Origin of the sequence: Undibacterium sp. JH2W (genome assembly GCF_049340425.1) — a bacterium.
Lineage (GTDB): Bacteria > Pseudomonadota > Gammaproteobacteria > Burkholderiales > Burkholderiaceae_D > Undibacterium.
The window spans coordinates 16,169-34,413 of the sequence record NZ_JBMPOT010000010.1 but is presented as its reverse complement, the minus strand read 5'-3'; the positions used below and the strand labels follow the sequence as shown (position 1 = coordinate 34,413).

General features: G+C 51.5%; 22 protein-coding genes. 9 read left to right on the top strand and 13 right to left on the bottom strand.

The features are described from left to right. Window positions 1-43: 43 nt before the first annotated feature. Entirely contained in the window at window positions 44-742 is a 699-nt protein-coding gene (locus ACO0LC_RS16075; protein ID WP_423004824.1) for a pyrimidine 5'-nucleotidase, read from the bottom strand. Between the two features lie 33 nt (window positions 743-775). After that, a complete protein-coding gene (gene argB / locus ACO0LC_RS16070) occupies window positions 776-1,708 on the bottom strand; it encodes an acetylglutamate kinase (protein ID WP_423004822.1) in 933 nt (310 codons plus the stop codon). A gap of 210 nt (window positions 1,709-1,918) precedes the next feature. Between argB and ACO0LC_RS16065 the strand changes: the two genes are divergently transcribed. The 5 genes from ACO0LC_RS16065 to ACO0LC_RS16045 all read left to right on the top strand — a co-directional run bounded on the left by ACO0LC_RS16065 (window position 1,919) and on the right by ACO0LC_RS16045 (window position 4,326). Then, window positions 1,919-2,488 carry a sigma-70 family RNA polymerase sigma factor gene (locus ACO0LC_RS16065; protein WP_423004820.1) on the top strand — a complete coding sequence of 190 codons (570 nt, stop codon included), beginning with the start codon at window positions 1,919-1,921 and terminating at the stop codon, window positions 2,486-2,488. A 165-nt stretch (window positions 2,489-2,653) separates the two neighbouring features. Then, window positions 2,654-2,896 (top strand): zf-HC2 domain-containing protein, encoded by a 243-nt coding sequence (locus tag ACO0LC_RS16060; RefSeq protein WP_423004818.1) that lies wholly within the window; start codon window positions 2,654-2,656, stop codon window positions 2,894-2,896. Next, window positions 2,893-3,105, top strand: a complete 213-nt coding sequence (locus ACO0LC_RS16055) for a cysteine-rich CWC family protein (RefSeq protein WP_423004816.1) — start codon at window positions 2,893-2,895, stop codon at window positions 3,103-3,105. Before ACO0LC_RS16060 ends, ACO0LC_RS16055 begins: the two co-directional genes overlap by 4 nt. Window positions 3,106-3,180: 75 nt before the next feature. After that, the gene (folE, locus tag ACO0LC_RS16050) at window positions 3,181-3,888 is read left to right on the top strand and encodes a GTP cyclohydrolase I (RefSeq protein ID WP_423004814.1); all 708 of its coding nucleotides are present in this window, start codon (window positions 3,181-3,183) and stop codon (window positions 3,886-3,888) included. A gap of 12 nt (window positions 3,889-3,900) precedes the next feature. Then, complete coding sequence (locus tag ACO0LC_RS16045; protein WP_423004812.1) at window positions 3,901-4,326, top strand: BLUF domain-containing protein; 426 nt, start codon at window positions 3,901-3,903, stop codon at window positions 4,324-4,326. 10 nt (window positions 4,327-4,336) lie between these two features. Here ACO0LC_RS16045 and ACO0LC_RS16040 read toward each other — a convergent pair whose 3' ends face one another. The 5 genes from ACO0LC_RS16040 to ACO0LC_RS16020 form a co-directional block, all read right to left on the bottom strand. Then, window positions 4,337-4,843 carry a DinB family protein gene (locus ACO0LC_RS16040; RefSeq protein WP_423004810.1) on the bottom strand — a complete coding sequence of 169 codons (507 nt, stop codon included), beginning with the start codon at window positions 4,841-4,843 and terminating at the stop codon, window positions 4,337-4,339. A gap of 89 nt (window positions 4,844-4,932) precedes the next feature. Next, window positions 4,933-5,523 carry a LemA family protein gene (locus ACO0LC_RS16035; protein ID WP_423004808.1) on the bottom strand — a complete coding sequence of 197 codons (591 nt, stop codon included), beginning with the start codon at window positions 5,521-5,523 and terminating at the stop codon, window positions 4,933-4,935. 46 nt (window positions 5,524-5,569) lie between these two features. After that, window positions 5,570-6,232, bottom strand: a complete 663-nt coding sequence (locus ACO0LC_RS16030; protein ID WP_423004806.1) for a BON domain-containing protein — start codon at window positions 6,230-6,232, stop codon at window positions 5,570-5,572. Next, window positions 6,219-6,815 (bottom strand): phosphoheptose isomerase, encoded by a 597-nt coding sequence (locus ACO0LC_RS16025; protein WP_423004804.1) that lies wholly within the window; start codon window positions 6,813-6,815, stop codon window positions 6,219-6,221. The genes ACO0LC_RS16030 and ACO0LC_RS16025 overlap by 14 nt, the downstream gene beginning before the upstream one ends. 137 nt (window positions 6,816-6,952) lie before the next feature. Next, on the bottom strand, window positions 6,953-7,354 hold the full coding sequence (locus ACO0LC_RS16020) for a YraN family protein (protein WP_423004802.1): 402 nt from the start codon (window positions 7,352-7,354) through the stop codon (window positions 6,953-6,955). A gap of 336 nt (window positions 7,355-7,690) precedes the next feature. On the opposite strand from ACO0LC_RS16020, the gene rsmI reads away from it, so the two are divergent. Then, window positions 7,691-8,608 carry a 16S rRNA (cytidine(1402)-2'-O)-methyltransferase gene (rsmI, locus tag ACO0LC_RS16015; RefSeq protein WP_423004800.1) on the top strand — a complete coding sequence of 306 codons (918 nt, stop codon included), beginning with the start codon at window positions 7,691-7,693 and terminating at the stop codon, window positions 8,606-8,608. Window positions 8,609-8,611: 3 nt separating this feature from the next. Here the strand turns inward: rsmI and ACO0LC_RS16010 are convergent, their stop codons facing one another. From ACO0LC_RS16010 to ACO0LC_RS15985, 6 genes are all read right to left on the bottom strand, one after another. After that, complete coding sequence (locus ACO0LC_RS16010; RefSeq protein ID WP_423004798.1) at window positions 8,612-9,754, bottom strand: septal ring lytic transglycosylase RlpA family protein; 1,143 nt, start codon at window positions 9,752-9,754, stop codon at window positions 8,612-8,614. Then, window positions 9,751-10,860, bottom strand: coding sequence for a rod shape-determining protein RodA (gene rodA / locus ACO0LC_RS16005; protein ID WP_423004796.1), 1,110 nt, complete (start codon window positions 10,858-10,860; stop codon window positions 9,751-9,753). The genes ACO0LC_RS16010 and rodA overlap by 4 nt, the downstream gene beginning before the upstream one ends. 2 nt (window positions 10,861-10,862) lie before the next feature. After that, window positions 10,863-12,863: a penicillin-binding protein 2 gene (gene mrdA / locus ACO0LC_RS16000; protein WP_423004794.1), complete on the bottom strand. Its 2,001-nt coding sequence runs from the start codon at window positions 12,861-12,863 to the stop codon at window positions 10,863-10,865. A 42-nt stretch (window positions 12,864-12,905) separates the two neighbouring features. Continuing rightward, complete coding sequence (mreD, locus tag ACO0LC_RS15995) at window positions 12,906-13,424, bottom strand: rod shape-determining protein MreD (protein WP_423004792.1); 519 nt, start codon at window positions 13,422-13,424, stop codon at window positions 12,906-12,908. Beyond that, window positions 13,421-14,470 (bottom strand): rod shape-determining protein MreC, encoded by a 1,050-nt coding sequence (gene mreC, locus ACO0LC_RS15990; protein WP_423004790.1) that lies wholly within the window; start codon window positions 14,468-14,470, stop codon window positions 13,421-13,423. The genes mreD and mreC overlap by 4 nt, the downstream gene beginning before the upstream one ends. Window positions 14,471-14,620: 150 nt before the next feature. Then, entirely contained in the window at window positions 14,621-15,664 is a 1,044-nt protein-coding gene (locus ACO0LC_RS15985) for a rod shape-determining protein (protein WP_110256286.1), read from the bottom strand. A gap of 297 nt (window positions 15,665-15,961) precedes the next feature. On the opposite strand from ACO0LC_RS15985, the gene gatC reads away from it, so the two are divergent. The 3 genes from gatC to ACO0LC_RS15970 are packed head-to-tail and all read left to right on the top strand — an operon-like array spanning window position 15,962 to window position 18,212. After that, window positions 15,962-16,270, top strand: a complete 309-nt coding sequence (gatC, locus tag ACO0LC_RS15980) for an Asp-tRNA(Asn)/Glu-tRNA(Gln) amidotransferase subunit GatC (RefSeq protein WP_423004788.1) — start codon at window positions 15,962-15,964, stop codon at window positions 16,268-16,270. A gap of 14 nt (window positions 16,271-16,284) precedes the next feature. Beyond that, complete coding sequence (gene gatA, locus ACO0LC_RS15975) at window positions 16,285-17,739, top strand: Asp-tRNA(Asn)/Glu-tRNA(Gln) amidotransferase subunit GatA (RefSeq protein ID WP_423004786.1); 1,455 nt, start codon at window positions 16,285-16,287, stop codon at window positions 17,737-17,739. Beyond that, window positions 17,736-18,212: a hypothetical protein gene (locus ACO0LC_RS15970; protein WP_423004784.1), complete on the top strand. Its 477-nt coding sequence runs from the start codon at window positions 17,736-17,738 to the stop codon at window positions 18,210-18,212. The genes gatA and ACO0LC_RS15970 overlap by 4 nt, the downstream gene beginning before the upstream one ends. Window positions 18,213-18,245 lie beyond the last annotated feature (33 nt).

Below are 18,245 nucleotides of genomic sequence, written 5' to 3'. Positions count from 1 at the left end.
CAGTGCGCAATCCCCCTTTTACATTTTGCTACACTAGCTGAAATCAGGAGCGCAGGCGGTGGATGTGGCGGGCGAGTTGCATGACGGATTTTACTTTGACGTCAGCACAGGCGGCAGCTCTTTTACGCTGATGGGCAGGAGTATAGCCTGTGATCCAGGCTGTGCGCAGACCTTCTTGCTTTGCTGCAAGTAAATTCTCTACACTATCTTCTACCAGGATACAGTCTCTTGCCCGCTTGCCATAACTTGCCAGCAGCTTGCGCAAATAAGGGCGCGAAGGCTTGGGTTGCATTTGCCCATGCACACGCATGGCTTCGACCGGAATATGCGCATCAAAATGCTTGTGCAAACCCATATGCCTGAGTACCCGGCCAGAGTAGATGCGCGGCGCATTCGTCAGCAAAATCTTTTTGCCCGGCAGGCGGCGCAGCAATTTCTTCAAACCACGCTCATACCGTATCATCGCGCTGAGGTCATCAAAATGATGAACCTCTTGCAAAAATTCATCTGCCCTCACGCCATGGTGTCTGACCATGCCCAGCATGGTGACACCATAGCGGGCATAGTATTGCTGGCGTATGGCATTCACTCTTTCCGCATCTGCTGGCTTGCCATCTTCACCCAGCACACGCGCCAGGAAGGCATTCATGTTCTGGCTGATGACAGGGAAAATCGCATGTGAGGCATTATGCAGCGTATTGTCCAGATCAAACAGCCACAAGGGCTCGGAGCGTCTACGCATGACGGGGACACTCTTCCAGCATTGATCTATTCATTAGTGGCTGCGTATCATGGTACCGAAGGCTTGCTCGGTCAGCACTTCCAGCAACAGCGAATGTTCTATGCGGCCATCAATGATATGCACGGTATTCACGCCAGACTTGGCCGCATCAAGTGCGGATGAAATCTTGGGCAGCATGCCACCAGAGATAGTACCGTCAGCAAACATTTCATCAATTTCACGGGCCGACAAATCGGTCACCAGGTTGCCTTGTTTGTCGAGCACACCGGGGATATTCGTCATCATGATGAGCTTTTCAGCTTTCAGGATTTCAGCAATCTTGCCTGCGACCAGATCAGCATTGATGTTGTAAGCCTGACCATCCTCACCAAAACCGATAGGAGAAATAATAGGAATAAAAGCATCATCCTGCAGGGCTTTAACGACAGCAGGGTTGATTGCATCAATTTCACCAACATAACCTATGTCCAGCATGGCACCCGGGTTTTCACGGTCTGGCATCATCATCTTGCGGGCACGGATCAAACCGCCGTCTTTACCGGTCAAGCCTACTGCCTGGCCACCGTAGTGGTTAATCAGCATGACGATATCTTGCTGGACTTCACCACCAAGTACCCATTCAACCACCTCCATGGTTTCTTCGTCGGTGATACGCATGCCCTGGATGAAAGTACCCTGCTTGCCCATTTTTTTGAGGGCATTATCAATTTGCGGGCCACCACCGTGCACCACGACCGGGTTCATGCCTACCAATTTGAGCAAAATGACATCACGGGCGAAGCCGTGTTTCAGGCGTTCTTCTGTCATGGCATTGCCACCGTATTTGACGACGATGGTTTTGCCGTGGAATTTACGGATATAAGGCAGGGCTTCCGCCAGAATTTCAGCCTTGATGGCTGGCTCCACACCGGCCAACCGGTCTTCGGGTGCAAGTTCTTCTGTGGTGTTTGCTTTCAAATCGCTCATAATGACGGGGTATCCTAAAGGTATCATTGCAGGACTTTCAAAAAATCGCCCCAGCTGTGTTGCAGCGCCTAGCCGTACAATGGTACTGTCGTCGTCGCTACACCTTGCCGGGACAATTTTGTGAAAGTCCTGAAAAAAAGGAGTTATCTTATCTAAGCCGAATTTTACAGGATTTGCAGCGAAAGCTTTTCCAATTCAGTCACCAGACTTATGACATCGATCACAGACTTGCATCAACAACTAGAAAACCTGCGGCCTGGGCTATATCGCTTTGCACAATTACAATTGCGTAATGAGAGCGCTGCAGAAGATGCCGTTCAGGAAACTTTGCTGGCCGTGTTGGAAAAACCAGACAGTTTTGCTGGCAATTCCTCATTACGCACCTATGTGACTGGCATCCTGAAGTTCAAGATCATTGATCACCTGCGTTCTTTGAAAAGAGAAAAGCAATTGGAAACCCGGGATGATGAATCTGAAGATGATCTGATAGACAGTTTATTTAATGCTAATGGTCATGCACTGAGCACGCCTTCTGACTGGGGTGCGCCTGAAGCAACTTTGCAGCAAAAAGATTTTTTTCGCGTACTTGAGCTTTGCCTGGAAAACCTGCCTGCAAAAACAGCAAGGGTTTTCATGATGCGTGAATGGCTGGAACTGGAAACAGAAGAAATTTGTAAGGAATTGGACTTGACCACGTCTAATCTATGGGTGGTCTTGTATCGCGCACGCCTGCGTTTGCGCGAGTGCCTGGATCTGAACTGGTTCGGACTACATTCCTAAAAACCTGCTTACGATCTGTAGCGAGCGTCAGCGGGGTCAGGGTAGTAAAAACGCAGCGCAAAAAGCGGAATATACTCTGGTACATGAGCATTTTGAGCAGCGCATGAGCCCCGATCACGTTCGCGCAGTAAGATCGTAAGCAGGTTCTAAGACTGAGGAAAAAACATGGCATTATTTTTAGCTTGCAAACACGCACACCAGCTCATCTCGGAAGGGATGGACCGGCCTTTGAGCCTGCCCGAGCGCACCAAATTGAAAATGCATTTAGCAATTTGCCGTTATTGCACCGGTTTCAATGGCCAAATGTCTTTCCTGCGCCAGGCCATGCGGCAAACGGCGATTCAGGGCTTGCCAGAGCGGGCGGCGGATGGAAAATCATCCACACCAGGTAAAGAAGGTGGCGCATGAGTGTGTGCCCCCGTTGCCAAAGTGAATTCACTTGTGCCATGGCAGATAATACTGGCCAGGCATGCTGGTGCACGGCCTTGCCACCGATTGCATTTAAAAAATTGCCAGGTGGTGAGTTGAAGCTTGATGTCCTTTGTTTTTGCCCGCATTGCCTGCCTTTGTGGAAGGCCGAGCGCGAAGCTGAATACCAGAAAAACAGTCCACAATAACCAGAAGCAGCAAGCATAGACTACGTCAATTTGACAATTCAGTTACCATAGACTTTTTACATCCCGGTTTTCAGCATGTCTAACGATACGCCCATTGCTTATAAAGCTGTCAATATCCCCGTCTCGCAGCGCATACGTGAACGCATCACGGCCAGCAAGACGCGTTTTCACGCGAACGATAATATCGCCCACTTCATTGAAGCTGGCGAGATGGATGAATTGCAGGCTGAGGTTGAAGAAAAACTGCGGGCCGTGCTGGAAAGCCTGGTGATAGATACCGAGAGTGACCATAACACTCAGGATACTGGCCGCCGGGTCGCCAAGATGTTCATACAGGAAGTCTTCAAGGGTCGCTATGTGCCCATGCCTGCTGTCACTGAATTCCCGAATGCCTCGCATTTGAATGAATTGATGATCATAGGCCCGATCACGGTGCGCAGCGCCTGCTCACATCATCTGTGTCCGATTATCGGCAAAGTCTGGATAGGTGTCATGCCGAATGAGCATTCGAATCTGATAGGCTTGTCAAAATATGCCCGCATTGCAGAATGGGTCATGAGCCGCCCGCAGATACAGGAAGAAGCCGTGGTACAACTGGCTGATGCCCTGCAAGAAAAAATGCAGCCCGACGGGCTGGCCGTAGTCATGGAAGCCGATCACTTTTGCATGCATTGGCGCGGAGTGAAAGACATGGAGGCCGCCATGATTAATAGTGTGATGCACGGTTCGTTTTTGAAGGATGCGAACCTGCGCCGCGAATTCTTATCCCTGATCAAACGCTAACCAGGACTTGCCATGCTAGTACGCTTACTTTATGCCAGCCGTGTCGTGGATGAAAAAATGTGCGACATCGTGCAATCCATCGTCAGCCAATCACGTCAGCATAATCCGCAGCATGGGATCACTGGCGTACTCTGCCATAGCGATCAAGTCTTCATGCAGGTGCTGGAAGGCGGCCGCGAAGCGGTGAATACCCTGTATAGCCACATCTTGCGTGACCCCCGCCATACCGATGTGATCTTGCTCGATTATGAAGAAATTCTCGAACGACGCTATGCAGGCTGGACCATGGGGCAAGCAAACATGAGCAAGATCAACCCTTCCATCTTACTCAAATACTCCCCTCTGCCTGTGCTGGACCCGCACCGCATGTCAGGCAAGATCTTGCTGGCCCTGATCGATGAACTGATGGCCACTGCCTCCATCGTCGGGCGTACCTGACAATCTGGCGCTATCCCCTGAGCCGCCGCTCTGGCTCCTGCCGGTGCAGGAACTTCGTCAGTGAGTCTGGTGGCGAATCCATGCCGGTATCTTCCATCAACTGACCTACACTACCCCGGTGATAACCGGCATGGGTAATCACATGTAGCAGCATCTCTTCACAAGACATGCTGCCCTTGTCACCATCAGTAAATGTGAACTGTGAGCGCAGCTTCAAGCGCTGGGGACTGATAACAGAGACAAAATCGAGATACCAGTTATCCGTAAGCCTGACCCGCTCTCGCAACTCCACCAGGCCTGGTCTTATTTCAGAATTCGTCGTCACAAAACTGCTGGTGTCAGTGCCATTCAAATGCCCCATGAATATCCTGTCGACGACATGGGCATGATCGAGTATCTGCAACATGGCTAGAAACTTGTCGGGATATTGTTGAGCATCGAATTTTTCCAGGGCCGCATGCATTTCTGCATTCGCCCAAGCCTTGTATTTGAATAGCGACAGCAAAATACCATCCATATGCAACTAACTCCTTGATAGCTGTTTTGATTTATATGGCAAAATAAAACCAGAACTCACAGGCTCATGAAGGAAAATCGTTGTGAAGTTTATGCGACAGTGACAGCCTGTAGCAAGGACAAGTCCAAAGTGCTGGCCTGCATTAATTCGGCTGCATGAAAACCAAACATATTGGCAATGGCAGGGCCGGGGAAATGCAGCATATCCTGGTTATATTGCAGGACACTGTCGTTATAGGCCTGGCGAGCAAAGGCAATCTTGTTTTCTGCATCATTCAACTCTTCGGTCAGCCGCTGCATGCTGACATTGGCTTGCAGCTCCGGGCATGCTTCTGCGATGGCGAACATCCTGCCCAGAGTGACGGTCAATCTGTCTTCAGAAGCAGCCAGATGCTGTACTGCTATGCCTACCAGGGGGTGGGCTGCTGCCATGGAGTTTGCCGCAACAGCCTCATTAAGCGCAGTGATGATGGTTTCCAGGACTTCGCGCTCATGCTTCATATAGCCCTGGGCAATTTCTACCAGATTGGGGATCAGGGCATAGCGGCGCTTAAACTGCACATCAATTTGTGAGAATGCAGTTTTAATGCGCTTGCGGGCATTCAGCAGGCGCTTGTGGACACCCAGAACCCAGAATGCAAATATCGTGACCATGACCGATAAAACGATCATTGCAATCATGTTTTCTCCAGAATAAACAAGACCGACAAAAGTCGGTCATGCTGGTTCAATTATCGCTGCTGGGTGGGTTCTTGCTTGGTGTGGCCTGATAGGTTTTCAATTCTTCTTCGGTGATGTATTCAAATACTTTGACCACCTTGCGTACACCACTGATGCTGCTGGCAATATCTGCCGCATGGTTGCCTTCACGCTGAGTAACCCTGCCCATCAGGTAGACGATACCAGCTTCTGTGACAACCTTGATGGCATTCGCCGAGACATCCTTGGTATCGACAAAAGTAGCCTTGACCTTGGTCGTGATCAGTGTATCACTGGAACGCGATGATAAATCCGAGGCACCGGCGATCTGTATTTCATTGGTCACGGTGACAACGCCTTCCACTGCACGCAATTCGCGTTCTGCTGCCGACTTGGCGTTTTCATCGATCGCCTCACCAGTCAACAAAACGTGGCGATTAAAGGAATTGACATTCACATGGCCATTTTTCCCCAGCAAGCGCTGGACACGGGTCTCACCCTTGATGACGATGGCTTTGTCTTCAGTTTGTGCCCCAAAGGTACGGCGATCAGTGGCGGCAAAAGTACCCACAACAGCACTGCCAACGACCATTTCTACACAGCCTTGCAGGCTTATTGCTGTTGCACAACACAAGCCAATTACGGCGACCGGTCTGGCCAGCTTGTTCCAGGATTTTTTACTCATCAGCATCTCCTCCAAATAATGCGGCATCAATGCCGTCACACAAACAATGTATGGTCAATAAATGAACTTCCTGTATGCGCGCTGTCCTGTCATGCGGTACGCAGATATGGACATCGGCTTCAGTCAGGATATTCGTGATTTCTCCACCGCCCTTGCCAGTCAGGGCTACAACCCGCATATCCCTTTCAAGCGCGGCATTAATGGCATTCACCACACTGAGCGAATTGCCGGACGTGGACAAGGCCAGCAAGATATCACCAGACTGGCCAAATGCCTGCACTTGCTTGGAAAACACTTCATTAAAACTGTAATCATTTGCGACTGCCGTCAAAATCGACGTATCGGTCGTCAATGCCATGGCCGGCAAAGGCAGGCGTTCACGCTCAAAGCGCCCTACCAGCTCGGCGGCAAAATGCTGGCAGTCGGCCGCAGAGCCGCCATTCCCGCAGGCGAGTATCTTGTTACCATTAGACAGCGCCGAGAACATGAGTTCCACCGCGTCTGAAATAGGCTGAGCCAGCTCTGTGCCAGCCCGCATCTTTAATTCTGCACTTTCCTGGAAGTGCGCCAATATGCGTTGATTTGTCATAATGCTTACTTAGTCTGATTGCGTCAGATTATACGGCAGACCAAGCTTAAGTGGACTGTAACAGTGAAAGCAGAGTGCCTGCCACGTGCGCGCCCTTCACTTCAGCCATCACTATTCCAGTCCTCTATCCTGTCATTTCATCCAGCGACGATGACATTCTTTAGCCAGTTGATCTGTTCACCATCTATGGCCACCAGGTCAAAACGACAAGCTGGCTGGATCTTTTTTGCTAACAAATAGACTTGGGCCGCGTGCACCATACGTCTTTGCTTGGCAGGAGTAACGCTAGCAATGGCACCACCAAATTGCATGGAACTGCGCTTTCTGACTTCGACAAAGACCAGCACAGCCCCATCTTGCATGATGAGGTCGATTTCTCCGCCTTTACACAAAAAATTTTGTTGCAATAATTTCAAGCCCGCTTTTTGCAAATACAGCAGCGCCAGGCTTTCTGCCTCGTCACCGCTACGGCGACGACTGGTGCGCTGGTCGGGCACTGATTTGTTATCCGGCGTTTCTGGAGTCTTTGCGAGTCTCATTGGCGTACAATCTCGGCTAATTCATTTAGAACTCATTTCATAAATAGGATGAGTGCGAACAAGGCGATTTGGGATGCAGTGCAAGGCCTTAGGTGCGTACCCTGCGCTGCTAAGGCTCCTGCCTTAGCGAGGGGCACAACGCCGCAATGCGCCCAAATCGTCAGTTCCCGAAGGGTTTGCCTCATAACGCGCACTGGACTGCGTTGGACTCATTATCAATAGCACCACTATTGACGGCCTCGTCCGCCTTGCCAGCCCACGTTATGAGGCAAACGCATCTCACCCTATTTATGAAATGAGTTCTACTTATTTTGCTTATTAAATAAAGGAACAGGCATGAGCACCACCGACAACGCACTGTTCACGAGTGCCACTGTGATCGAAGCAGTGACCAGACAAAATTACCCAACTGCTACTTTATATGTGGTTGCTACCCCCATAGGCAATGTTGCCGATATCTCTCTGCGCGCCCTGCATCTGCTGTCACTGGCAGATGCCATCGCCTGCGAAGATACCCGTAATACTGCTCAATTGCTAACGCGCTATGGTATCAGCAAACCCCTGATCGCCGCTCACCAGCATAATGAGCGCGAAGTGGCTGAAAAGATACTGGCGCGCCTGCAGGCTGGCGAGCGCATCGCCCTGGTATCCGATGCTGGCACGCCTGGTGTATCCGATCCTGGTGCCAAGATCGTCGATGCAATCAAACTGGCAGGCATGTCCGTCACGCCTTTGCCAGGCGCCTCAGCGGCTATCAGTGCCCTGTCAGCCAGTGGCCTGATACATGACCGCTTTTATTTTGTCGGTTTCCTGCCTGCCAAAGCCGGGCAGCGCGACAGCATATTGCGGGAAGTGCAAGCCATACCAGCCAGCCTGATTTTCTATGAAGCGCCGCACCGCATCATCGAAGCCGTGGCGGCCATGCGTGCGATATTTGGTGATACCCGCCGTATCGTGCTGGCGCGCGAAGTCAGCAAACTGTTTGAAGAAATCCATCGCTGCACCCTGGCAGAAGCTGAAAGCTGGCTGGCAGCCGACAGCCACAGGGAAAAGGGGGAATACGTCATCCTCATCGAAGCTACCACCGCAGCCGCCGATGATCAGGAACTGGAAGCACGCCGGGTCTTGCAGATCTTGCTGGAAGAATGCTCAGTCAAGCAAGCTGCAGGACTGGCCGCACAACTGACAGGGCAAAAGAAGAATGCCCTGTATCAAATGGCGCTGGAGATGAAGCAGGCAGCAGAAGATGAATAGTCTTTAACGCTGAACCACCATGGGTCGCCCTACGCCAAGCTCACCGGCCTGGGCAATCGCGGCTGTGGCTTCAGTACGATTGGCAAAAGGGCCACTGACCAGGCGATACAGGCTGCCTTGCTGCACGATATCAAAGCTGGGTAACTGACTGGTGGCCTTGCCCTTCAAATGATTCATGATGGCTTCGGCATTGGCACGTATCGCGTAGGCACCAAATTGTATGTAATAGCCAGGGGTTGCCGGGCTCACTGATGAGACGGCATTCGCCGCAGCCACGCTGTTGACCATGTTGCTGGGCGTCGTACTGACAGACTGGGTAAATTTTTCTACAGGCTTGTTTTCCTGTGCTGCCAGCAATTCTTCCATGCTCATGGTGGGCGCGGGATTATTGCGCACGACCGGAATTTCTTTTGCAGCTACCGGGCTGCTGATCGCTACCGCCGTCGGCTGGCGCACAGGCTGGACAGGCTGGTTTTTGCGGTTCTCTGCCATTCTTTCTATATCGGCAGGCAATAAGCGTTCAACTTCTATCTGGCTGCTACCCTTGCCTATGACATCGAGCTTGAGTGCCGCGGTGTACGACAAATCGATGATGCGGCTGGCGTGAAACGGCCCGCGGTCATTGATGCGCACAATGATTTGCTTGCCATTATTGAGATTCGTCACCCGTGCATAAGAAGGGATAGGCAGGGTAGGATGTGCCGCCGTGATTTTGTACATATCATACAATTCGCCGGATGAGGTTTTCTGGCCATGGAATTTTTTGCCATACCAGCTACCTACGCCACGCTGCACGAAAGGAGTGCTGTTATCGGCTATTGGTGTATACGTCTTGCCGAATACCACATAGGGCTTGTTGCCCGAGCGTGAATAATCTTCAACCATGGGGATGGGATCGACAGTATTCTCCAGGCCTTCGGGTATGCTGTCACCTGGCCCGTCATCCTTGTAATAAGCGCCGCGGCCAGAATTTGCCTTGGGCAGGGCGGCGGTCTGACTACTACCAGACTTGCTGGTCGAAGCGGGACGCGGGCTATCTGCAATGATGATATTTTGCTTGGGCGCACTGCCACAAGCTGTCAGCAATACTGCAGCTGCTGCCAGGATGGAAAGCTTGCAGTGATGGCCAGGCATGCGCCTGCTCATGTCTGCACCAGTTTGCGGTTACGCTGTACACTCATCATTATCCCTAATCCCATACCCAGCGTCACCAGTGCAGTGCCGCCATAACTCATGAAAGGCAAAGGCACGCCGACTACCGGCACTATGCCTATCACCATGCCCATATTCACAAAGGCATAGGTAAAGAATATCATAGTCACGGCACCAGCCATCAAACGGGCAAACAGGGTCGGTGCATTGGCAGCAATCATCAGGCAGCGCAAGATCAGTAAAAAGTACAGGCTGACCAGGATGACATTGCCAATAAAACCGAATTCTTCAGAGAATACCGCAAAGATAAAATCCGTCGTATGCTCGGGTATGAATTCCAAATGGGCTTGCGTGCCCTTCATATACCCCTTGCCATGCAAACCGCCCGAGCCGACGGCGATAGTCGATTGTATGATGTGGAAACCCTTGCCCAGGGGGTCGCGATTAGGGTCCAGCATGGTGAGGACACGGTCGCGCTGGTAATCATGCAGCATGGGCCAGACTACGGTGGGAATCAGTACTGCTGCTGCGGTCGTCAGGAAGATCAAAAACTTCCAGGAAAGGCCCGCCAGAAATACCACGGTAAAACCGGCGGCAACTACCAGCATGGCAGTTCCCAGATCAGGCTGCTTGGCAATCAGGGCCAGGGGGATACCCAGTATCACTGCGCCGATGACGAAATCGCGCCAGCGCAAAGCACCTTCACGCTTTTGAAAATACCAGGCCAGCATGAGTGGCGTGGCGATCTTCATCATTTCCGAAGGCTGCATGTCTATGCCTATATGCAACCAGCGGCGCGAACCTTTTTTGACCAGGCCAAACAAGGCGACGGCGATCAGCAAGGCCACTCCAAAGCTGTATATAGGTATGGCGAAACGCATTAGTGTCTGCGGTGGAATATTCGCCATGACCCACATGATGAAGAAAGAAACCAGGATATTTCTGATCTGCCCTTCGACACGCCCGGGGAAATCCATGCCCGCGGAATACAGGGTCATGATACCGATGGACATGATGAGAAACACCAGGATCGCCAGGGTCGCATCGAACACGAAAATGTGGGAGCGTATGAAACGCCAGTTAATACCATTTTTTTGCATGATCAATCCTTGTTCCCCGTGGTTTCACCACCTGGCTTGGGACCTGGATCAGGCTCGGCAGGTGCCTTGACTTCCGCATCAGAGCGATACAGGGCCATGTCACTTTGCGGCTTGGGCTGCGGCGGTACATTGTCCTTGCTATCCTTGTCCTTCGGGCGTTTGCCCAGCAGATAATAATCTAGCGCCTTGCGCACAATCGGTGCAGCTGCCTCAGAACCAAAACCACCGTTTTCTACAATGATGGCAATCGCAATCTTGGGTTTGTCTGCCGGTGCAAAGGCGGTATACAGGGAGTGGTCTACATGTCGTGCAGCTATTTTCTTGGCATTATATTTCTCGCCCGTCTTGATACCCACCACTTGTGCCGTACCGGTCTTGCCGCCGGAAATATATTCAGCACCGAGGAAGACTTTGGCGGAAGTACCTTCCTTTGTAACCCCCACCATGGCGTTTTTAATGAAATCTATATTTTCCTGTTTCAGGGGAATACGGGCAGTTTCCTTGGGAACGGTCAGCACTCTTTGCCGAGTTTGTGGGTCTTCCGTCATCTTCACCAGATGCGGCTTCATGATCACACCATTATTCGCCAGCGTCGCCATGGCATGCGCCATTTGCAAAGGAGTAAAGGTATTTTGCCCCTGGCCTATGCCCAGAGATATCGTGTCCCCCAGGACCCAGCGCTTTTGTTCAGGCTTCTTGAAGGCTGCCCGCTTCCAGGCCGTCGATGGCAATAAGCCGGTACGTTCATGTTCCAGATCTATGCCGGTCTTTTGACCAAAGCCAAACGGTGCCATGAAGTCGTGCATGACGTCCACGGTCAGATCATTGGCCAGCATGTAATAGTAGGTATCGCAGGATTGCACGATGGATCTGTACATATCTACCATACCATGTCCACCGGCTTTATCATCCTTGAAGGTATGGTTACCAAAAGTAAAATAGCCTGGGTCAGCAATCGCCTGCGAGGTAGTGCGCTTACCCAGCTCGAGTGCTGCCAGCGCCATGAAGGGCTTGTAAGTCGATCCTGGTGGATAAGCTCCCGTCAACGGCCGGTTCAACAGGGGTTTGTCTTCTGAGGTATTGAGCTCAGTCCAGCTTTGCTGGTCTATGCCCTCGACAAACAGATTGGGATCATAAGTAGGCTTGGAAACAAAGGCCAGCACGTCACCCGTCTCAGGTTCTATGGCCACCAGTGCACCACGCCTATCACCAAAGGCTTCTTCTATGACTTTTTGCAATTCTATATCGACGGACAAGATCAGGTTCTTGCCTGAGGTCGGTGCAGAACGGGACAGTACACGCACGGCCCTGCCACCCGCAGCAACTTCCACCTCTTCAAAACCGGTATTGCCGTGCAGGATTTTTTCGTAGCTTTTTTCCAGGCCCTCTTTGCCTATGTAATCCGTGCCATTGTAGTTGGCAGCATCTTCCATTTCATCGATGATCTCAGCATCCTTGGGGCTGATGCGACCTATGTAGCCGATGACATGGGAAGCCGAATCCCCCTGGGGATATTGGCGGAACAGGCGGGCCTGAATATCGACGCCAGGAAAGCGGAAACGCTGCGCAGTAAACCTGGCGACCTCATCATCGGTGAGGCGGGTGCGGATGGGCAGGCTCTCGAAGCTTTTTGAATCTTCCAGCAATTTGCGAAAGCGTTTGCGGTGCTTGGCTTGTATATCCACCAGCATGGCCAGTTCATCAATCAGCACATCCATGTCCTTGCTGATTTTTGAAGGAGTGATTTCCAGCGTATAGGCAGAATAATTACGTGCCAGCACCACCCCATTTCTGTCGGTGATAAGACCACGATTAGGCACCACCGGGACGATGTCGATACGGTTCTCGTCTGCCAGCAGGGCATAGTCATTGTGCTTGATGATTTGCAGCCAGACAAAACGGGAAATCAAGGCGCCAAAACACAGGACTACGAAGACACCGATGAAAATCAGGCGCATGCGGAAGTGATGCAGTTCGCGTTCCGTGTTCTTAAGTTCTGTCATAGTGAAAAAGGTGAAACAGGCAGCAATCGGATAACAGCAGGACTAGATAGGACGGGTATCGTCTTTATCTATCGCCCGCCTTTGTGGTGCCAGCAACAGCAAGGTGGCAAGTGGCCACAGGATGGTGGTGACCAGGCTGACCGTAAAGTAAGCCCAGCCAGGGAAATTGGCATCCGGTGCCACCAGCATACGCACAGCCAGCTGCACCAGTTGCGCGAACAGGAACAAGGGAAAGACATGCAGGGTTTGTGTCAGCGGATGGAACCACAGCACACGCCTGTGTATCATGATGGCGAAGTAGGACAACAAGGTGTAGGCCAGGGCGTTTTCACCCATATAGATGGAATCGTGCACATCCATCAGCAAGCCCATGGCAAATGCCACGCCTATACCGACTTTACGCGGCTGATGTATGGTCCAGAATACCAGCACCAGAGCCACCACATCCGGCACACCTATCCAACCACCCCAGGGCAGGAAATTGAGAAAAAAAGCCACCGCAAAACTGAGGGCGATGAATACCGGATTGACCGGCAAGAGTATGTAATGCGGGCTATTCATGGTGTGGGCTCCTTGGCAGGTGTCGCTGGAACATCCTTGGCCGCGGCTTCCTTGGGTGGAGTGTCTTTCGCTGTGTTTTCCTTGACCGGTAAATCTTTCATGGGCTGGTCTACGGGCTTGGTATCAGATGCTGGCGCGGCAGCATCACGGGTTACCTTGCGATTGAGTTTTTCTTTCTTGGCACGCACGTCTTCAGTATCCGGGCGTGGCAAATTATCGGTAGAAATCAGCAAGACCAGTAATTGCTTATTGCGGTCTATGCCGGCAGTCGGCACGCAAAGTATGCTTTCAAATGTGGTATTGGCCTTGTTTTCCACCTGCATGACCTTGGCGACTGCCAGGCCCGGAGGATAGACACCATCTATGCCCGACGTCACCAGTTGATCGCCATTTTGTATATCGGCATTGGTGGTCAGGCGCATGTCCAGATAGCTGGACTGGCCGCGCCCATAGGCCACGCTGCGCAAGCCATTGCGCAGGATTTGTACAGGTATCGCCTGGTTCTTATCTGTCAGCAAAGTCACTTCTGCCGTCAGCGGAAATACCCTGGTCACCTGGCCGACTACGCCCTTGTCATCAATCACGGGCTGGGACAGGGCGATACCATGTTTGATGCCGCGGTCGATAATCACTTTGCGGGTGGCAGGGTCACGGGCATCGTAAATAATCTCTGCCATGACAGATTTAACTTGCAGGCGCTCACGCGCATCCAGCAATTTGCGCAAATGAGTATTTTCTGCCATCAAATGCCCGCTTTGCTGCAGGCTATCGGCGTTCTGGGTTTGCTGTCGCTTTAACTGGGTATTTTCTTTTTCCAGTGCGGTGACTGAGACAAAATAATCTGACATGCGCTTGATGGTATCGCGTGGCATGACAGCGACCATCTGCACAGGATAGAGCACACTACCCAAAATCTGCCTGACCAGGGTCAGTGATTTCAGGCGGGCATCAACGACCAAGAGGAAAATTGCCAGGACGGCAAAGAAAACCACTCTGACGCGCGCAGAGGCGCCTTGCTTGAAGAGTGGTGGTGGGCTGTAATCCATACTTTACCGGTGTTTCTCAATGAACAGCGCAACAAGCATTTAAATTGGCAATCAATTCAGCCTGGCTTCAGCACTCAAGGCTGAAAGCAGGCTGCATCAAATAAGAGCTGCAGCCAGTCGCTGGCTGCCACGCTCCCGGATGGCACAGGCTTACTCGTAAGAGAAGATAGAGCCCAGCTTATCCATACGCTCCAGTGCCATGCCAGAACCACGGACCACGCAAGTCAATGGATCTTCAGCAACGATCACCGGCAGGCCGGTTTCTTCCATCAGCAAGCGATCGAGATCACGCAAGAGTGCGCCACCACCTGTCAGCATCATGCCTTTTTCAGCAATATCAGCGCCCAGTTCTGGTGGCGTTTGTTCCAGCGCGTTTTTAACGGCAGAAACGATGTTATTCAGCGGATCTGTCAGGGCTTCCAGGATTTCATTGCTGGAAATCGTGAAGGAACGTGGGATGCCTTCGGACAGATTACGTCCTTTGACTTCCATTTCCTTGACTTCGGAACCCGGGAAAGCGGAGCCGATCGCCTTTTTGATGGCTTCAGCAGTTTGCTCACCGATCAACATGCCGTAGTTGCGGCGGATGTAGTTAACGATGGCTTCGTCAAACTTGTCACCGCCTACACGGACCGAACCCTTGTAGACCATGCCACCCAGGGAAATAATACCCACTTCAGTCGTACCGCCACCGATATCGACCACCATGGAACCAGTTGCTTCAGACACTGGCAAACCAGCGCCTATCGCAGCCGCCATGGGTTCTTCAATCAGATACACCTGGGAAGCACCGGCTCCCAGGGCAGATTCACGAATCGCACGGCGTTCTACCTGGGTAGAACCGCAAGGTACGCAAATAATGATGCGTGGGGACGGCTTAAAGAACTTGGTGTCATGCACCATGCGGATAAATTGCTTGAGCATTTGCTCGGTGACGGTAAAGTCGGCAATCACACCATCTTTCATGGGGCGGATAGCTTCAATATTACCCGGCACCTTGCCCAGCATCTGCTTGGCTTCTTTACCTACTGCCTGAATTGTCTTTTTACCGTTGGGGCCGCCTTCCTGACGGATCGCGACTACGGATGGCTCATCGAGCACGATACCCTGGCTACGTACATAAATCAGCGTGTTGGCTGTTCCCAGATCGATCGCCAGATCATTTGAAAAATAACTACGTAAAAAACCAAACATGTATTGTCCTGTGTTTAACTGATTGTGGGCTCAACCCGCTTCATCAGGTTGCGCGACCGAATTTTTACCCCCACCCGTTTTCACCGGAAACCAGCCAGCCGTCTCGAATCTAAGCATAACTGAGTGTAACTAAGCATGTTAGGGGATTTAGCAAGCCATTTAGGGCATTAACCCGCCATTCTACCTTATAATCTGTTTAAATTTATTTGATACCAACACCTAAATTAAGCTTTTGGTGGTATATCGGATTATGTATTTTTTGACACTCTTTTTCGCGCAAAAATGCGCCCCTGAACTATGTCACTGACACTTGAAGATGTGAAAAGAATTGCCAATTTGGCAAATATAGAAACCTCCCTGGAAGAATCGACTGCTACACTTGAGAAACTGAATGGTATTTTCTCTCTGGTTGAACAATTAAAGGCGGTGGATACCACAGGTGTGGCTCCTCTGAGTCATCCTATCGCCGCCCTGCTGCCAGAAATGGCTTTGCGCCTGCGCGAAGACGTGGTTACTGAAAGTAATCATCGCGAACATTATCAAAAGCCAGCGCCAGCCACACAAGATGGCTTTTACCTCGTCCCCCAGGTTATTGAGACTGAATAAGTCATATTTCACTTATGCATACCAAAACAATTTCGCAATTATCCGCCCTGCTGCAAAGCAAGCAGGTATCCGCCACCGAACTTGCACAGCATTATCTGGGCCGTATTGCGGCCAGTGACCTGAATGCCTTCCTTCATGTGAATCCTGAATGGACTTTGCAACAGGCGGCGGCTGCCGATGCACGCCTGGCCAGTGGAGATGCAGGTGTATTGACGGGCGTACCTATCGCCCATAAAGATATTTTCGTGACACGCGACTGGCGTTCGACTGCCGGTTCGCGCATGCTGGAAAATTATGTCAGCCCTTTTGACGCTACTGTCGTTGAGCTGTTCAATAAAGCAGGCACGGTCACACTGGGCAAATTGAATTGCGATGAATTCGCCATGGGTTCATCGAATGAAAACTCTTATTTTGGCGCAGTGAAAAACCCCTGGGACCAAACTGCCGTACCTGGTGGTTCTTCTGGTGGCTCGGCAGCAGCGATTGCTGCGCGTCTGGCACCCGCAGTGACTGCTACCGATACCGGTGGCTCCATCCGTCAACCGGCATCCTTTTGCGGCGTCACCGGTATCAAGCCTACTTATGGCAGCGTATCGCGTTACGGCATGATCGCTTTCGCCTCTTCACTGGATCAGGGTGGCCCTATCGCCCAGACCGCCGAAGACTGCGGCATCCTGCTGAATGCGATGACAGGTTTTGACGAGAAAGATTCGACTTCGCTGGAACGCAAAAAAGAAGATTTCAACCGTGACCTGAACAAGTCTTTGCAAGGTCTGCGCATCGGTGTACCAAAAGAATTTTTCTCTGCTGGCCTGGCTGCAGATGTGGAACAGGCAGTACGTGCTGCGCTGGCTGAATATGAAAAGCTGGGCGCGACACTGGTAGAAATCTCTCTGCCAAAAACCGAATTGTCCATCCCTGTGTATTATGTGATTGCACCGGCAGAAGCGTCTTCAAACCTGAGTCGTTTTGATGGTGTGCGTTATGGCCATCGTGCGGCCGATTACAAAGACTTGAATGAGATGTACAAAAAGTCACGTGCTGAAGGTTTTGGTGCTGAAGTCAAGCGCCGTATCCTGGTCGGTGCTTATGTACTGTCGCACGGTTACTATGATGCCTATTATTTGCAGGCACAAAGAATACGCCGCCTGATCGCGCAAGATTTTGCTGCAGCGTTTGAGAAATGTGATGTCATCATGGGTCCGGTAGCGCCGACCGTGGCCTGGGATCTGGGCTCCAAGGCAGATGATCCGGTCGCTAACTACCTGGCTGATATTTTCACGCTCTCGACCAGTCTGGCAGGCTTGCCTGGCATGTCCATCCCTTGCGGTTTTGGCCAGGGCGAAAAGAATGCCAAGCGCCCGGTAGGCTTGCAAATCATAGGCAATTATTATGATGAAGCGAAATTGCTGAATGTGGCGCATCAGTTCCAGCAAGCCACTGACTGGCATACGCGCAGCCCTGTATGAGCTTGAAAATCTTCCTGGGCGCAGCCATGTGGCTGATATGTGGAACTTTGTCGGCACAGACACTGGACACACATATTGCCTGCACACAAACGTTGCAGGAAGATGCTGATGGTGAGCGCCTGCTTTACAGTGATCAGGTACGTATGCAATTGAATGGTACGCAGGTCATTGAGTTTCAATGGGAATCATCTGTATTTCGCAGCAATCGCGGACATGAATGCAGCATAGATACTGACGATGACCTGACAGCAGAATTGACAGAAAAAGGCTGGCGCATACGTCTCAGGAATGCCCAGTCAGCAAGGCAGAAGCGTGGGTATGATGTAGACCGCGGCTCGCAATGCAGCATACGCCTGGAACGTGAAGGCGATGCCCTGCATATCAAGCCTACTTGCCCTGCGCTATGTGGCTCACGCAGGAATTTTTCAGAGCTGACGGTGAATACCAGAACCGGGCTTTGTACCTACGAATAATGAGATGAATTGATGTGCTGCCCGCTTGCAGAC

Coding starts and splice junctions, on each gene's coding strand:
- ACO0LC_RS16035 (WP_423004808.1), bottom strand. CDS start 5,523: ATGATTGCAATGATCGTTTTATCGGTCATGGTCACGATATTTGCATTC.
- ACO0LC_RS16040 (WP_423004810.1), bottom strand. CDS start 4,843: ATGGATGGTATTTTGCTGTCGCTATTCAAATACAAGGCTTGGGCGAAT.
- ACO0LC_RS16010 (WP_423004798.1), bottom strand. CDS start 9,754: ATGAGCAGGCGCATGCCTGGCCATCACTGCAAGCTTTCCATCCTGGCA.
- gatA (WP_423004786.1), top strand. CDS start 16,285: ATGCATACCAAAACAATTTCGCAATTATCCGCCCTGCTGCAAAGCAAG.
- ACO0LC_RS15985 (WP_110256286.1), bottom strand. CDS start 15,664: ATGTTTGGTTTTTTACGTAGTTATTTTTCAAATGATCTGGCGATCGAT.
- ACO0LC_RS15970 (WP_423004784.1), top strand. CDS start 17,736: ATGAGCTTGAAAATCTTCCTGGGCGCAGCCATGTGGCTGATATGTGGA.
- ACO0LC_RS16060 (WP_423004818.1), top strand. CDS start 2,654: ATGGCATTATTTTTAGCTTGCAAACACGCACACCAGCTCATCTCGGAA.
- folE (WP_423004814.1), top strand. CDS start 3,181: ATGTCTAACGATACGCCCATTGCTTATAAAGCTGTCAATATCCCCGTC.
- ACO0LC_RS16075 (WP_423004824.1), bottom strand. CDS start 742: ATGCGTAGACGCTCCGAGCCCTTGTGGCTGTTTGATCTGGACAATACG.
- ACO0LC_RS16065 (WP_423004820.1), top strand. CDS start 1,919: ATGACATCGATCACAGACTTGCATCAACAACTAGAAAACCTGCGGCCT.
- ACO0LC_RS16020 (WP_423004802.1), bottom strand. CDS start 7,354: ATGAGACTCGCAAAGACTCCAGAAACGCCGGATAACAAATCAGTGCCC.
- gatC (WP_423004788.1), top strand. CDS start 15,962: ATGTCACTGACACTTGAAGATGTGAAAAGAATTGCCAATTTGGCAAAT.
- rsmI (WP_423004800.1), top strand. CDS start 7,691: ATGAGCACCACCGACAACGCACTGTTCACGAGTGCCACTGTGATCGAA.
- ACO0LC_RS16030 (WP_423004806.1), bottom strand. CDS start 6,232: ATGCTGATGAGTAAAAAATCCTGGAACAAGCTGGCCAGACCGGTCGCC.
- ACO0LC_RS16055 (WP_423004816.1), top strand. CDS start 2,893: ATGAGTGTGTGCCCCCGTTGCCAAAGTGAATTCACTTGTGCCATGGCA.
- ACO0LC_RS16045 (WP_423004812.1), top strand. CDS start 3,901: ATGCTAGTACGCTTACTTTATGCCAGCCGTGTCGTGGATGAAAAAATG.
- mreC (WP_423004790.1), bottom strand. CDS start 14,470: ATGGATTACAGCCCACCACCACTCTTCAAGCAAGGCGCCTCTGCGCGC.
- rodA (WP_423004796.1), bottom strand. CDS start 10,860: ATGCAAAAAAATGGTATTAACTGGCGTTTCATACGCTCCCACATTTTC.
- ACO0LC_RS16025 (WP_423004804.1), bottom strand. CDS start 6,815: ATGACAAATCAACGCATATTGGCGCACTTCCAGGAAAGTGCAGAATTA.
- mreD (WP_423004792.1), bottom strand. CDS start 13,424: ATGAATAGCCCGCATTACATACTCTTGCCGGTCAATCCGGTATTCATC.
- argB (WP_423004822.1), bottom strand. CDS start 1,708: ATGAGCGATTTGAAAGCAAACACCACAGAAGAACTTGCACCCGAAGAC.
- mrdA (WP_423004794.1), bottom strand. CDS start 12,863: ATGACAGAACTTAAGAACACGGAACGCGAACTGCATCACTTCCGCATG.